The organism is uncultured Streptococcus sp., assembly GCF_963536705.1.
Classification (GTDB): Bacteria; Bacillota; Bacilli; order Lactobacillales; family Streptococcaceae; genus Streptococcus.
Genome location: NZ_CAUTAP010000004.1, coordinates 74,033 through 88,235 on the forward strand (window position 1 = coordinate 74,033; position 14,203 = coordinate 88,235).

14 protein-coding genes are annotated in these 14,203 nt (G+C 41.9%); 11 read left to right on the forward strand and 3 right to left on the reverse strand.

The annotated features are described in order from the left end of the window. The first annotated feature begins 12 nt into the window (after nucleotides 1-12). The 8 genes from ccdA2 (RWX26_RS03635) (at nucleotide 13) to sdbB (ending at nucleotide 6,844) form a co-directional block, all read left to right on the forward strand. Entirely contained in the window at nucleotides 13-723 is a 711-nt protein-coding gene (gene ccdA2, locus RWX26_RS03635; protein ID WP_125401639.1) for a thiol-disulfide oxidoreductase-associated membrane protein CcdA2, read from the forward strand. Between the two features lie 27 nt (nucleotides 724-750). Further along, complete coding sequence (locus RWX26_RS03640) at nucleotides 751-1,071, forward strand: hypothetical protein (protein WP_227969368.1); 321 nt, start codon at nucleotides 751-753, stop codon at nucleotides 1,069-1,071. Nucleotides 1,072-1,141: 70 nt separating this feature from the next. Continuing rightward, nucleotides 1,142-1,705, forward strand: a complete 564-nt coding sequence (locus tag RWX26_RS03645; RefSeq protein ID WP_314579279.1) for a redoxin family protein — start codon at nucleotides 1,142-1,144, stop codon at nucleotides 1,703-1,705. A 15-nt stretch (nucleotides 1,706-1,720) separates the two neighbouring features. After that, nucleotides 1,721-2,830: a peptide-methionine (R)-S-oxide reductase MsrB gene (msrB, locus tag RWX26_RS03650; protein WP_314579282.1), complete on the forward strand. Its 1,110-nt coding sequence runs from the start codon at nucleotides 1,721-1,723 to the stop codon at nucleotides 2,828-2,830. A gap of 59 nt (nucleotides 2,831-2,889) precedes the next feature. After that, complete coding sequence (locus tag RWX26_RS03655) at nucleotides 2,890-3,624, forward strand: response regulator (protein WP_314579285.1); 735 nt, start codon at nucleotides 2,890-2,892, stop codon at nucleotides 3,622-3,624. Further along, complete coding sequence (locus RWX26_RS03660; RefSeq protein WP_314579287.1) at nucleotides 3,621-5,324, forward strand: sensor histidine kinase; 1,704 nt, start codon at nucleotides 3,621-3,623, stop codon at nucleotides 5,322-5,324. The genes RWX26_RS03655 and RWX26_RS03660 overlap by 4 nt, the downstream gene beginning before the upstream one ends. A gap of 222 nt (nucleotides 5,325-5,546) precedes the next feature. Further along, complete coding sequence (gene ccdA2, locus RWX26_RS03665; protein ID WP_314579289.1) at nucleotides 5,547-6,254, forward strand: thiol-disulfide oxidoreductase-associated membrane protein CcdA2; 708 nt, start codon at nucleotides 5,547-5,549, stop codon at nucleotides 6,252-6,254. 14 nt (nucleotides 6,255-6,268) lie between these two features. Continuing rightward, nucleotides 6,269-6,844 (forward strand): thiol-disulfide oxidoreductase-associated lipoprotein SdbB, encoded by a 576-nt coding sequence (sdbB, locus tag RWX26_RS03670; protein WP_314579293.1) that lies wholly within the window; start codon nucleotides 6,269-6,271, stop codon nucleotides 6,842-6,844. A 51-nt stretch (nucleotides 6,845-6,895) separates the two neighbouring features. Here sdbB and RWX26_RS03675 read toward each other — a convergent pair whose 3' ends face one another. From RWX26_RS03675 to RWX26_RS03685, 3 genes are all read right to left on the reverse strand, one after another. After that, nucleotides 6,896-8,140, reverse strand: a complete 1,245-nt coding sequence (locus tag RWX26_RS03675; RefSeq protein ID WP_314579296.1) for an NAD(P)H-dependent oxidoreductase — start codon at nucleotides 8,138-8,140, stop codon at nucleotides 6,896-6,898. 17 nt (nucleotides 8,141-8,157) lie between these two features. Beyond that, nucleotides 8,158-8,763 (reverse strand): NADPH-dependent FMN reductase, encoded by a 606-nt coding sequence (locus tag RWX26_RS03680; protein WP_314579298.1) that lies wholly within the window; start codon nucleotides 8,761-8,763, stop codon nucleotides 8,158-8,160. A 169-nt stretch (nucleotides 8,764-8,932) separates the two neighbouring features. Then, nucleotides 8,933-9,868, reverse strand: a complete 936-nt coding sequence (locus RWX26_RS03685; RefSeq protein ID WP_314579301.1) for an FAD:protein FMN transferase — start codon at nucleotides 9,866-9,868, stop codon at nucleotides 8,933-8,935. A 258-nt stretch (nucleotides 9,869-10,126) separates the two neighbouring features. Here RWX26_RS03685 and nox point away from each other — a divergent pair, with 258 nt between their 5' ends. The 3 genes from nox (at nucleotide 10,127) to efeO (ending at nucleotide 14,199) form a co-directional block, all read left to right on the forward strand. After that, entirely contained in the window at nucleotides 10,127-11,503 is a 1,377-nt protein-coding gene (nox, locus tag RWX26_RS03690; protein WP_314579303.1) for a H2O-forming NADH oxidase, read from the forward strand. Nucleotides 11,504-11,652: 149 nt separating this feature from the next. Further along, nucleotides 11,653-13,209: a chloride channel protein gene (locus RWX26_RS03695; protein WP_314579305.1), complete on the forward strand. Its 1,557-nt coding sequence runs from the start codon at nucleotides 11,653-11,655 to the stop codon at nucleotides 13,207-13,209. A gap of 117 nt (nucleotides 13,210-13,326) precedes the next feature. Beyond that, entirely contained in the window at nucleotides 13,327-14,199 is an 873-nt protein-coding gene (gene efeO, locus RWX26_RS03700; RefSeq protein WP_314579309.1) for an iron uptake system protein EfeO, read from the forward strand. Nucleotides 14,200-14,203: the final 4 nt, after the last annotated feature.

The window sequence follows — 14,203 nt, forward strand, 5'->3', positions numbered from 1 at the left end:
GAGGTTTTTGAAATGGCAACAAGTTTTTTGTTCTTTATTTCTGTTTTTCTGGCGGGGATTCTATCTTTTTTCTCGCCCTGTATTTTACCACTTATGCCAGTCTATGTGGGGATTTTGCTGGATTCGGATCAGCCGAAAACGGTTCGGTTTATGGGAAAAGATATTTCCTGGTATGGTCTAGCTAAGACTCTCTGCTTTATAGCTGGCTTATCAACTGTATTCTTAGTTTTGGGCTATGGAGCTGGTGCTTTGGGGCAAGTCCTCTATGCCCCTTGGTTTCGCTACGTTCTTGGTGGGATTGTCATTCTACTGGGAATCCATCAGATGGGAATCATTAATATCCAGCAACTGCAAAAGCAAAAGAGCATCCAACTTAAAAAGAATAGTAAAAGAAGTGATTTTCTTAACGCTTTTCTCTTGGGTATCACCTTTAGCTTTGGTTGGACGCCCTGTGTGGGACCTGTTCTGAGCTCTGTCTTAGCAATTGCAGCTTCTGGCGGTAACGGCGCTCTTCAGGGAGGCTTGCTTATGTTGGTTTATACACTTGGATTAGCGCTTCCATTTCTAGCTATGGCTTTGGCTTCTGGCTGGGTAGTACAGCGCTTTGCGAAACTCAAACCTTATATGGGAACGCTTAAGAAAATCGGCGGTGCACTTATCATTCTCATGGGAATTTTGCTGATGCTTGGAAATCTAAACGCTTTAGCATCATTATTTGGATAAAAATTATATAATTAAAGGAGACACATCATGAAAAAAATCACTACACTTACAATCGCTGCACTTAGTATCTTTGTCCTAGCAGCCTGCTCTAATCAAAAATCAGATTCTAATATGAAGAAGATGGATGACAGCAGTATGATGAAGAAAGATGATATGAAAAAAGACGACATGAAGAAGGAGGATATGAAAGACTCCAGCATGTCTGATGATAAAATGAAAAAGGATGATATGAAGGATTCTTCTATGATGTCTGACAATAAGTCTGATATGAAAGATGATATGAAATCAAGCGATTCAAGCATGAAGGATGACATGAAAGATTCATCCGAAATGTCATCTGACAAATAAGAATTCCACCATAGGAAAGAAAGTCGTCAGTTTTGTCGGCTTTCTCCTTATTTTGAAAGGAAAGAAAACGATGAAGAAGTTATCAATATTGACTATCAGTCTGCTTTGTGTCGGCCTTTTGGGAGCCTGTTCAAATCAGAAGATGAACTCGGAAGTTTCTAAAAGTGATAAAAGCAATATGGAAACAAAAGCTGATTCTGAGCAATCTACCAAGATGGCCAAAGACTTTAGTCTGCAAGGAGTAGATGGCAAGACCTACAAGCTGTCTGATTTCAAAGGCAAGAAAGTGTATTTAAAGTTTTGGGCTTCTTGGTGCTCTATCTGTCTATCTACACTTGGTGATACTAATGATTTGGCTAAGGAGCAGTCAGGAAAAGATTATGTTGTGCTGACGGTGGTGTCTCCGACTTTTAACGGAGAAAAGTCTGCTGATGATTTCAAGGAATGGTACAAATCTTTGGATTACAAAGACTTCCCAGTTCTCATGGATACTAAGGGAGAATTGCTGAAAGAATACGGTATTCGCTCTTATCCATCTGCTCTTTTCGTAGGCAGCGACGGCTCTCTTGCCAAGACACATATTGGCTATATGAGCAAGGAAGATATTGAGAAAACACTGAAAGAAATCAAGTAGAAAGGAGTAATGAACATGGAAGGCAAATGGAAAATTCTTCTGGTTCTGCTTGGCTTGCTTGTCTGCTTTGGACTGGTCTATGTGATTGTGGGTAATGGTAAGCAATCTTCTCCTGAGCAAATCAAGAAAGCCTCTATGAGCAAGACAGAAACTGTATCCCAACAAAAGCAAGAAGATGTCAAGGAAGAAGACAAGCGGGAGATTTATCTGGCTGGCGGCTGTTTCTGGGGAGTAGAAGAGTACTTTTCTCGCGTGCCAGGTGTACTTGATGCAGTATCAGGCTATGCAAATGGTAAGGGAGACACGACCAAGTATGAATTAGTCTCTCAAACTGGTCACGCTGAGACTGTTCACATCACTTACAATGCCAAGAAAATTTCGCTAAAAGAAATTCTGCTTCACTATTTCCGCATTATTGATCCAACTTCTAAAAACAAGCAGGGAAATGATCAGGGTACCCAGTATCGGACAGGCGTTTACTATACTGACGAAGCTGATCTTGAGACTATTAACCAGGTCTTTGATGAAGTTGCAAAGAAATATGCTAAGCCTTTGGCCGTCGAAAAAGAACCTCTAAAAAACTTTATCAAGGCAGAAGATTATCACCAGGATTACCTAAAAAAGAATCCTAATGGATATTGCCATATCGATGTCAATCAAGCTGCTTATCCTGTTATCGAAGCTAGTCGCTATCCTAAGCCTAGCGATGAAGAGATTAAGGCTAAGCTCTCTCCTGAAGAATACGCTGTCACACAAAAGAATGATACAGAGCGGGCCTTTTCTAATCGCTATTGGGATAAGTTCGATGCTGGTATCTATGTGGATGTGGTGACGGGAGAGCCTCTCTTTTCATCAAAGGATAAGTTTGACTCAGGTTGCGGTTGGCCGAGTTTCACACGTCCTATCAGTCCAGATGTTGCGACTTACAAAGAAGACAAGAGTTTCAACATGACACGGACAGAAGTTCGTAGTCGAGTTGGAAATTCCCATCTGGGCCATGTTTTCACTGATGGTCCTAAGGACAAGGGTGGCTTACGCTATTGTATTAATAGTTTGTCAATCAAGTTCATTCCAAAAGATGAGATGGAGGAGAAGGGCTACGGCTATCTTTTGGATTATGTTTAAGAGCATTTTGATTGAAAATTTGCTATAATAAATCCAGTATAAATAAGGAGTTGAATCTTGTGTATTCAATTATGATTGTAGAGGATGAGTATCTGGTAAGACAGGGAATTGCGTCCTTGGTAAACTATGAGAAGTTTAGTATGCAAGTCATTGCCCAGGCTGAAAATGGAATAGAAGCTTGGAAGAAATTTCAGGAAAATCCTGCTGACATCCTGCTGACCGATATCAACATGCCACAGATGAACGGCCTCGAACTGGCCAAGCTAGTCAGGGACCAGGCTCCTAAGTGCCATATCGTTTTTCTGACGGGCTATGATGATTTTGACTATGCTCGGACCGCCATTAAACTAGGCGCAGATGACTATCTTCTCAAGCCATTTTCCAAAGATGATGTTGAGGAAATGTTGGCCAAGGTGCAGACTAAGCTTGATAAGGAACGAAAAAAAGCCCAGATTCAAAACTTGGTTGATCAGGGACAGCACTCTGAGTTGGAAGAGGCTATTCACGCGCGTCTAGCTGATTCAGAATTAAGTCTGAAAAGTTTAGCTTTCCAATTGGGGTTTAGTCCGTCCTATCTTAGCGTTCTTATCAAAAAAGAACTAGGCTTGCCCTTTCAAGATTATCTGATCCAAGAGCGGATGAAAAAAGCAAAACTCTTACTCCTGACTACAGATTTGAAGATTTATGAAATAGCAGAGCAGGTAGGTTTTGAAGATATGAACTATTTTTCTCAGCGCTTCAAGCAGGTGGTTGGGCTGACACCTCGGCAGTTTAAAAAAGGGGAGGGGAAATGAAACGATATCCGCTTCTTATCCAGTTGATTGTCTATATTTTTCTGCTGGTTCTTTTCCTCTTGGGATTTGTTGGGAGTCTTTACTATCAGACTAGCTCGGGGACTATTCGGCGGCTGACAGAGCGGACGACGCGCAATAGTATGGAGCAAAGCGGGCAGTTCATTGCTTCTTATTTGCAAAAATTAAAACAAACCACCTCCACACTGAGCAAGGAAGAAACGATTCGGAAGTTTGCTCAGAATCATGAAAGCAGCGAAACGTCAGTACAGGCTTTGATGAAAACCATTATTGAGACAGATCCGGATTTGGTGTCGGCAGTATTGGTTACCAAGGACGGGCGCGTGGTCTCAACAGATTCTCAAATTAGCATGCAGACATCTTCTGATATGATGAATGAAAAATGGTATCAGGAAGCTGTTCATACCAAAGCCATGCCTGTCTTGACCCCTGCTCGCAAGGAATCTCTGTCATCAGAGAAGGAGAAGTGGGTTGTTTCTGTCACTCAGGAAGTGGTGGATGAAGCAGGGCAGAATCTCGGTGTTTTGCGTCTGGATATTGGCTATAAGAGTCTCAAAGCCTATCTGGATCGGCTTCAGCTAGGGAAGAAAGGCTTTAGTTTTATTGTCAATAGCCAGCATGAATTTGTCTATCATCCTAAGAAAAGTGTTTACTCCTCCAGTCAGGAAATGAAAGCTATGCAGTCCTATATCTCGGTCAAGGATGGTTATGCAGACCAGAAGCAGGCATTTGTCTATCAGATTGACATTCCAGATAGTGACTGGACTTTAATTGGCGTTGCCTCATTAGAGCAATTGCAGATGCTTCAGTCACAGATGCTTTATTCTTTTGTAGGAATGGGCATTTTAGCACTCCTGCTGTGCTTGACTGGTATTTGGTTTGTTCTTCGTTTGTGGATTAAGCCTCTGCAGAATCTACAAGCAGTTATTCTAAAGATTGGCGCAGGTGACTCAAATTTGCGAGCGGAAGCAAAGGGTTCTCCAGAGTTGGTTGACTTGGCTCAGCAGTTCAATAAAATGCTGGACCAAATTGAACAGCTGATGGAAGCTGTCAAGACTGAAGAACAAAATGTCCGACGCTATGAGCTCCGAGCTCTCTCAGCTCAAATCAACCCTCATTTCCTTTATAATACCTTGGATACGATTGTCTGGATGGCTGAGTTTAATGACAGCAAACGTGTTGTTGAGGTAACAAAATCACTCGCTCAGTATTTCCGTTTGGCGCTTAATCAAGGGCATGAACAGATTGCTCTCAAAGATGAGATTGACCACGTTCGTCAGTATCTTTTTATCCAGAAGCAACGCTATGGCGACAAGCTCCAGTATGCGATTGAAGAGGATGAATCTATAGCTGATTATAAATTGCCCAAGCTGGTACTCCAGCCCTTGGTTGAAAATGCCATCTACCATGGCATCAAGGAAATTGACCGACAAGGCGTGATTCGGGTGACATCAGCAGCAGAAGAGGGGCAGCTGATATTATCGATCTATGACAACGGCCGTGGCTTTGATGTCAACGCCTCTATGGATGCGACTCTCCTTCGCTTAGGTGGTGTCGGTCTGAAAAATGTTGATCAACGCTTAAGATTGCAGTTCGGAGACGACTACCATATGGAAATCCAGTCCGAACCAGATAAATTTACCCAGATTAGTCTTTATTTGCCACTAGTTACAGATGATTAGATCTATTATGTTTTAAAATATTCAAGCCGGTAGTTTTTTCTCCGGCTTTTTACTGTTTGAAAAAATGCACTATTATTGCTGTTCATCAAGCAAAATTTTCTCTTTTCCGAGTCACACGATTTTTGCAAGAAAATTACCGTAGCGGATTTGTGAAAAATCCATAAGATTCATTTATAATGATAAATGAATGTATATTCTACGTGAGTAGTTAGAGGAGAGTAAATGGAATCACCTTTATTTGTTGTTTCAGTTTTTTTAGCGGGTATTTTGTCCTTCTTTTCCCCTTGTATTTTTCCCTTGTTGCCAGTTTATATTGGCATTTTGTTGGATGACAAGGAGGTCAAGACCTTGAAAGTATTCGGCCGAGAGCTTGCTTGGCAGGGTATGGTTAGGACACTTTTTTTCATTGCAGGTATCTCTACAGTCTTCTTTTTGCTAGGCTTTGGAGCCGGATTTTTAGGAACGATTATTTACAGCCCTACCTTTCGTTATGTGATGGGTGGTCTCATCATTCTGCTGGGTCTGCATCAAATGGAGCTTATTAACATTCGCCAGTTACAGATTCAAAAGAGCTTGACTTTCAAAAAGAACGGCCAGAAACATCATTTTTGGTCTGCTTTCTTGCTGGGAATTACCTTTAGCTTTGGTTGGACTCCCTGCATTGGACCGATTCTCAGCTCAGTCTTAGCCTTAGCAGCTTCAGGTGGGAATGGTGCATTTCAGGGAGCAATTTTGACCTTGATTTACACTTTGGGAATGGCCCTGCCTTTCCTAATTCTAGCTTTGGCATCTAGCTTTGTTATGCAATATTTTAATAAAATCAAGCCTTATATGGGCCTGATGAAGAAAATCGGCGGAGCTCTGATTATTCTGATGGGAATTCTGCTGATGCTAGGACAGCTCAACGCCCTGTCTGGACTTTTTGGATAAAAGGAGAAAGAAATATGAAAAAAATCGTTACATTATTAGCAACTGTGTCAGCAGCGGTCTTTTTGGCAGCCTGCTCGGAACAGGAGGATAAGCCTATGACTATGCCCACAACCAGTAGCTCGTCTAGTGAGACCACTCAGACAAGCACAGTCACCCAAGCAGCTTTCAGTCAAGAGGCACCTGACTTTACTCTGCAGTCTATGGATGGAAAAACAGTCAAACTTTCTGACTACAAAGGCAAGAAAGTTTATCTAAAATTCTGGGCTTCTTGGTGTGGACCTTGTAAGAAGAGTATGCCGGAATTGGTCGAGTTGGCTGGTAAAACGGACCGTGATTTCGAAATCTTGACAGTTGTAGCACCAGGTCTTCAAGGAGAGAAATCTGCCGAGGAATTCCCAAAATGGTTTCAAGAACAAGGTTATAAAGATGTACCAGTTCTATTTGACACTTCAGGAGAAATTTTCCAAGCCTATCAGATCCGCAGTATCCCAACTGAAATCCTCATTGACAGTCAAGGGAAAATCGGGAAAATCCAGTTTGGCGCTATCAGTAATGCTGATGCAGAAGCAGCTTTCAAGGAAATGAAATAAAGCGAAAAAAGAATGGACTTATGATCCATTCTTTTTTAGTTTGTAAGGTAATTAAGAGCTAGCACCTGATGTCGCATCGGCTCCTCCATCTCCATGACCTCCATCGCCTTCAGCATCAGAAGCACCAGAAGTAGCGTCTGCGTCTCCATGACCTCCGGCAGGAGCAAATGGTCCGCTGCCTCCAACCAAACGTTGACCAGTTTCTTTTAAGTACCAGTCAAGCCATGGTTGGAAATTAAAGACGATTTCATTGATTCCTGCGTATGATCCGTCAGGATAGTACATAGCTTGGTAGTTGTGGGTATTGATAACGCCTGCAGGTGAACCTGGGACGATTGTACGTACGTATTCTTGGTTTCCGTTGCGAAGTGTTCCGATAACCCACTCTACATTTTTCATCCGAGCTGGTGGAAGAGAACCATGAACGGTTGACATGCGGCTACCTGACTGAGGTGGCACACGTTTGGCAAACATGGTGTCTGGGTCTTGGTGGGCGTTGTTGTAGTAGAGGAATTGATTGTTATCGTCAGCGTATGTCAATTCAAATGGCATAGCTTTTAAGAACATATCAATCTGGTTAACAGTTAAGATACCATGGTCGAGTTTGACGTAAGTATCGCCAGAAACAGCGCCAGTGATTTCAGCGACTTTTTCTACCCATTCTGGATCATCTGGATCAACTTCTGTAATTGTCGTAGCGATTGGTTTTCCGCAGTCTAAGTCTTCAGGTTCAATTGGTTTTGGTTTTTTCAATTTTGAAACGACCTCTACATATTTGATAAAGTTATCTAAGCATGTTTCAAGGAAATTCACAGTTCCTTCGTTGGTGATATTGCCATCATTGTCAAAAGCTTCCTTGGCTTTGCCCAGCAAGAACTCGTTGCCTGGAAGAGTGTAAGCATTGACACCAGGGGCGTCTAGGATTTTACGCAGGTGAACTTGAGCACGAGAAGTTCCTTGGTCATAGTAAGAAGCACCGACGATCATGACAGGCTTGTTTTCGAAAGGATGAACCTCGTAAGAGAGCCATTCTAAGACACTCTTCAAAGGAGCGCTGATAGTATGATTGTGCTCAGGAGTTGCGATGATGACACCGTCTGCACGTGTAATTTTGTTATACAAATAACGCAATTGGAAACTTTCATCCCATTTTTCATCCTGGTTAAACATTGGGACTTCATCGATTTCTAAGACTTCCAATTCAAATTTAATTTTGAACTGACGGCGGATGAATTCCAACAATTTTCGGTTATATGATTGTTCGTAGTTTGATCCTACAATTCCAACAAATTTCATTCTTTCGGTCTCCTATCTTACAATTTTTCCCAGTTAAATTCTTCAGCATCTTTGCGAAGCAATTCTTGTGCGTTGCGCAATTTTTCAGTAATTTTGACAAAGATACGGAAGTCATCAAAGATAGCATCCAATTTTTTGACAACGTCAAGATCTACCAAGTCTCCGCTTTGGTCAAAAGCTTGAAGGGAATGCGAAAGCAAGAACTCATCTGGAAGAACAGTTGCCTTGATTTCTGGAGCGTTCAAAATTTGACGGAGCTGCAGCTGGGCACGAGAGGAGCCAAGTGTACCATAAGAAGCACCAGTGATCATGACTGGCTTGTTCAGCAGTGGATAGATTCCGTAAGAAAGCCAAGCCAGAGCATTCATGAGCACAGCTGGAATAGAGTGGTCGTACTCAGGTGTACCAATAAGTACGCCGTCTGCTGCATCGATTTTTTCGGCAATTTCTGATACTAACTCAGGGACGTTTCTGTCAGCAGGTTTATTAAACATTGGGATATCTTTAATCTCAACCAGCTCGATTTCAGCCTTGTCAGCAAAGTGCTTAGACATATAATGAAGAAGTTGCCGGTTTGTAGAACGTTTAGAATTTGTTCCAACAATTGCAATAAGTTTTAACATAAAATTTCCTTTCTGAAATGAAGATACAAATCCCTCGTAGGTGCAGTTATTTTTCTTTAGGCAGGTAAAAACCAAAAGAAAGAGAGGGTGTTTTTAAATGGGCATTATTTATAAAAGCTTGAGCGATAGAGTTACCGCTTAGTGTGGCAGCAAATTTATCACTTTTGAATTAAGAAGCAGGAATTATCTGCTCTAAAAGGCCTGAGCTACAGAAGAGCTGACTGTCTTGGGTGATTATCAAGGCTTCAATCCCTGCTTGCTCTTCAATCTGAGACAGAATTGATGTCGGACTTTCACCAAATAGACGGGTTGTCCAGATTTCACCATCTACCGATTTGTCTGAAACAATGGTCAGACTAGCCAATTGATTTTCGATAGGATAACCTGTTTTGCGATCCAGAATGTGATGGTAGTTCCGCCCTTCAACTGTAAGGGTTCTCTCGTAAATTCCTGATGTGACCACTGACTGATTGGTGACCGCTAGTATAGCTGAGTGATTGCCGCGAGGCTGCTTGGGATTTTGGATACCAATTCGCCAGGCACGCTGGCTGACTGCATTATGCCCAATTGTCAGGACATTGCCACCAAGATTGATAAGAGCAGAGGTCACTCCCTGACTCAGCAAATAGTCTTTAATCTTATCAGCGATATAGCCTTTAGCCAAGGCACCTAAATCCAACTTCATGCCTTTCTTAGTCAAAAAGACACTACAATCTTCTGGATTCAACTCAAGCAAGTTTGGGTCGGTCAGACTTAGAGCTTGCTGAATCTCCTCCCTACTTGGGAGACGGGCGTCTGAAAATCCTATCCGCCAGGTCTGGACGAGAGGACCAATCGTGATATTTAAGTGGCTGCCTTTTGCTAGGCTGTGATATTTTCCCAACTCAATCAGCTCAAAAAGCTCTGGATGAACTTGGACGCTTTCAATTCCTGCCAGATGATTGATAGTCATAAGTTCTGAGTTTTCATCATTGGCACTGAAGCGATTTTTATAGAGATGAAGCAGTTGGACCGCCTCATCTAAGAGTATTTCCGCTCGCTCATGACAGAGAGATATGCAAATCGAACTCCCCATCAAATGAAGTGAGCGAGAAGCAAAGTCCACATTATCACAACCTTTCTAAAATTAACCTCTCTAACCTTATTATATCAAAAAGATACCGGTTTCACAATCTTAAAATTGTTATATTTTCAGAAAATTAACTTTCGCACAAAGCTGTATTTTCGAAGCGATGAGACAGCGGTAGTATAGCTTTTTAGGCTGTATAAGAATTTTTGAAAATCTCGAGCAAATTTCTTGTAAACGCTCACAGGAGATGATATACTTGTCTAGTAAATTATAAATTAAGGTAGGACTATTCTTATGAGTAAAATCGTTGTAGTTGGTGCAAACCACGCAGGTACAGCGTGTATTAATACAATGTTGGATAATTATGGTGCAGAAAATGAAGTAGTTATTTTTGACCAAAACTCAAACATTTCATTCTTGGCATGCGGAATGGCCCTTTGGATTGGACAGCAAATCAGCAAGCCAGATGGACTTTTTTATGCAGACAAAGAAACTTTTGAAGCAAAAGGCGCAAAAGTTTATATGAACTCACCAGTTGAGTCAATTGATTATGATGCGAAAAAAGTTATAGCTATTGTTGATGGCAAAGAGCATGTAGAGTCTTATGACAAATTGATTTTAGCAACAGGTTCTCAGCCAATTCTGCCTCCGATTAAAGGTGCTGAGCTAGATCCTAACAGCCGCGAATTTAAGTCAACCTTAGAAAATCTGCAGTTCGTAAAATTGTATCAAAATGCTGCAGATGTTATTGAAAAATTACAAGACAAGAGCAAACATATCGAACGTGTGGCAGTAGTAGGTGCTGGTTACATTGGGGTTGAGTTGGCAGAAGCCTTCAAACGCCTTGGTAAAGAAGTGATTCTGATTGATGTTGTGGATACTTGCTTGGCAGGTTACTATGACCACGACTTGTCTGATATGATGCGCCAAAACCTTGAAGACAATGGTGTTCAATTAGCCTTCGGTCAAACTGTTCAGGCTATTGAAGGTGAAAGCAAGGTAGAACGTATTGTAACAGATAAGGCTAGCTATGATGTAGATATGGTTGTCTTGGCAGTTGGCTTCCGTCCAAACACTGGTCTTGGTGCTGGCAAGCTAGAAACATTCCGCAATGGTGCTTTCTTGGTAGATAAGAAGCAAGAAACTAGCATTAAAGATGTTTATGCAATTGGTGACTGTGCGACTGTCTACGATAACTCTATCAACGATACAAACTACATCGCCTTGGCTTCTAACGCCTTGCGCTCTGGTATCGTAGCAGCTCATAATGCTTGCGGTCATGAATTGGAGTCGAATGGTGTTCAAGGTTCTAACGGTATCGAAATCTTTGGTCTGAAGATGGTTTCAACTGGTCTGACAGAAGAAAAAGCTAAACGCTTTGGTTACAGCCCAGCAGTAGTTGAGTTTAAAGATACTCAAAAACCAACTTTCCTTGAAAAGGTTGAGCATCATGATGTTACAATTAAGATTGTTTATGATAAGGACACGCGTGTAGTTCTTGGAGCTCAGATGGTTTCTAGAGAAGATATGTCTATGGGAATTCACATGTTCTCACTGGCCATTCAGGAAAAGGTTACAATTGATAAATTGGCCTTGCTAGATCTCTTCTTCCTGCCGCACTTCAACAAACCATACAACTACATTACTCAAGCAGCTTTGCGCGCTAAATAAGAAAATAAGTAAGTCTGGGACAATTCCCGGACTTTTTTGTGTAGAGTCTTTAAAAAGAAAACTAAAATAAGAAATTTATATTTCATCTGTTTATCAGGCCTGCTTTGTGCTAGAATATTGGTAAAGTAACTATTTAGAGGAGATTGGGAATGGCAAAAGAGGCTAGCTTACGTGAGGACGACATCAAGAGAGAATTTAATTTCGCAACTCATTCGATTATTTCCCAGGTTTTGCGAGGTGTTTTAGTTGGGATTTTTGCTGGACTAGTAGTAGGGATTTTTCGCTTTCTGATTGAAAAAATCTTTCATTTAGTGCAGGTTGTCTACCATAGGAGTCAGCAGTCTATGCTTTGGTTACTGGCCTTGGTATTGCTTTATTGTTTCATCGTCTTGCTCAATGACCGCTTGGTAAAGTCGGAGAAAAATATCAAGGGGTCAGGGATTCCGCAGGTCGAAGCAGAGCTGAAAGGCCTGATGTCGCTTTCTTGGTGGAGTATTCTCTGGAAGAAGTTTGTATTGGGGATTTTAGCCATTTCCACCGGTCTGATGCTGGGGCGAGAAGGACCAAGTATTCAGTTAGGCGCTATGAGCGGCAAAGGAGTCTCTAAATTCTTGAATCTGAGTGCTGCTGAGGAGAGAGCGCTTATTGCTAGCGGTGCGGCGGCAGGCTTAGCAGCAGCTTTTAATGCACCAATCGCTGGTCTGCTATTCGTAGTAGAAGAAGTTTACCGTCATTTTTCACGTTTTTTCTGGGTTTCTACACTGGCGGCCAGTCTAGTTGCTAACTTTGTCTCGCTATCCATGTTTGGACTGACGCCAGTGTTGGACATGCCGGATAATATCCCGGTCATGAGGCTGGAGCAGTATTGGATTTATTTAGTCATGGGCTTGCTGCTGGGCTTGTCAGGCTATATTTATGAGAAAGTCATTTTGAATATTCAGCTGCTTTATCAATTTTTGGGTAGCTTGTTTAGGATTTCAGAAGCCTATTATCCTATTCTGGCCTTTGTCTTGATTCTTCCGATTGGTTATTTCCTTCCTCACTTGCTGGGCGGGGGCAATCAATTGATTTTATCTTTGACTGCTGGTCATTACACTGTGGAAACCTTGCTCTTGTTTTTTGCTCTGCGTTTTGTCTGGAGTATGTTAAGTTACGGGAGTGGATTGCCGGGTGGGATTTTCCTGCCTATTCTAGCTCTGGGTTCATTGCTTGGCGGAGCAATGGGTGCAGTCTGTCTGCAGCTTGGTTTGATTTCTCAGGAGCAATTTCCAATTTTCATTATCCTAGGCATGAGTGGTTATTTTGGCGCCATTTCCAAGGCTCCGCTGACAGCCATGATTCTAGTGACTGAAATGGTCGGTGATATCAGTAATCTTATGCCTCTGGGACTGGTCACTCTGACTGCTTACATTATCATGGATTTGCTAAAAGGAGCGCCCGTCTATGAAGCCATGCTGGAAAAAATGTTGCCAGACAGTATTGAGGATCAGGGAGATACGACTTTAATTGAAATCCCTGTTTCTGAAAAGATTGCTGGTCGTCAAGTGCATGAGCTAAACTTACCAGATGGAGTCTTGATTACCATGAATGTCCACAAGGGCAAGACTCAAACAGTCAATGGCAGCACGCGCCTCTATTTGGGGGATACGATTTACTTGGTGCTGAAAAAGACAGAGATTGGGAAAGTAAAAGAAGAGCTGCTTTAGCGGTCTAAATATAGAGTTTTTGATTAAATTGTCAGACAATTTCTTGAAATATGAGAAAAAAACTGGTATAATTTACAGGAAATAATCTCATATCAGAGAGAAAACAAAGGAGTCACCATGAAAAAACTTGGCATCGTCCTATTTTCAACGGCAATTTTACTGACTGGCTGTGCAGCCAACAATTCTACAAACAAGACTGGCTCAAGTAGTCAAGCATCTAGCAGCCAAACGGCTGTCAATCAGAAAGAATTGGACAAGGCGACAGCGGATTACAAAACCTTTGTCCAAGGACAAATCGATCAGCTCCTGACAGATACGGAGAAGTTTCGTGATACCCTTAAAGAAGGCAAGCTTGATGAAGCTAAAAAGCAGTATCCGCTTATCCGGATGGCCTACGAGCGCTCGGAGCCGATTGCTGAGAGCTTTGGTGAATCAGATGTTAAAATTGACTTCCGCTTAGTCGACTATGTGGACGAAAACAAGACCGAAGAAGGCTGGTCTGGTTTCCACCGCATTGAAAAAATCATGTGGGAGCAAAATACAACCAAGGGCACTGAAAGCTATGCCGATCAGCTGGTTAACGATATCAAGGAGCTAAAGGCTAAAATCGCAACGGTTGAAGTGACTCCGGATATGATGTTGACAGGCGCTGTTGACTTGCTCAATGAAGTGGCGACCAGCAAGATTACAGGTGAGGAAGAAGTATTCTCTCATACAGATCTCTATGATTTCCGAGCAAATATTGAAGGAGCAGAAAAGATTTTTGAGCTCTTCAAGCCATTAATTAAGGACAAGGATGAGAAGCTTGTCAAGACCTTGGAACTTGAGTTTAAAAACGTCAATAGTCTCCTAGATAAACACATGACCGACTCTGAAAACTACAAGCTCTATACAGAATTGACAAAAGAAGAAACCAAGGAGTTGGCGGAAGCTGTTACCAAACTGGGTGAGCCTCTTTCACAAATGGGAGTCATTCTAGACGGGAAGTAATCAT

Bases quoted from the DNA above. Each gene is read 5' to 3' on its own strand.
- RWX26_RS03645 (WP_314579279.1), top strand. From the start codon at position 1,142: ATGAAGAAGTTATCAATATTGACTATCAGTCTGCTTTGTGTCGGCCTT.
- efeO (WP_314579309.1), top strand. From the start codon at position 13,327: ATGAAAAAACTTGGCATCGTCCTATTTTCAACGGCAATTTTACTGACT.
- RWX26_RS03675 (WP_314579296.1), bottom strand. From the start codon at position 8,140: ATGAAATTTGTTGGAATTGTAGGATCAAACTACGAACAATCATATAAC.
- ccdA2 (WP_314579289.1), top strand. From the start codon at position 5,547: ATGGAATCACCTTTATTTGTTGTTTCAGTTTTTTTAGCGGGTATTTTG.
- ccdA2 (WP_125401639.1), top strand. From the start codon at position 13: ATGGCAACAAGTTTTTTGTTCTTTATTTCTGTTTTTCTGGCGGGGATT.
- RWX26_RS03680 (WP_314579298.1), bottom strand. From the start codon at position 8,763: ATGTTAAAACTTATTGCAATTGTTGGAACAAATTCTAAACGTTCTACA.
- RWX26_RS03695 (WP_314579305.1), top strand. From the start codon at position 11,653: ATGGCAAAAGAGGCTAGCTTACGTGAGGACGACATCAAGAGAGAATTT.
- RWX26_RS03660 (WP_314579287.1), top strand. From the start codon at position 3,621: ATGAAACGATATCCGCTTCTTATCCAGTTGATTGTCTATATTTTTCTG.
- sdbB (WP_314579293.1), top strand. From the start codon at position 6,269: ATGAAAAAAATCGTTACATTATTAGCAACTGTGTCAGCAGCGGTCTTT.
- RWX26_RS03640 (WP_227969368.1), top strand. From the start codon at position 751: ATGAAAAAAATCACTACACTTACAATCGCTGCACTTAGTATCTTTGTC.
- msrB (WP_314579282.1), top strand. From the start codon at position 1,721: ATGGAAGGCAAATGGAAAATTCTTCTGGTTCTGCTTGGCTTGCTTGTC.
- nox (WP_314579303.1), top strand. From the start codon at position 10,127: ATGAGTAAAATCGTTGTAGTTGGTGCAAACCACGCAGGTACAGCGTGT.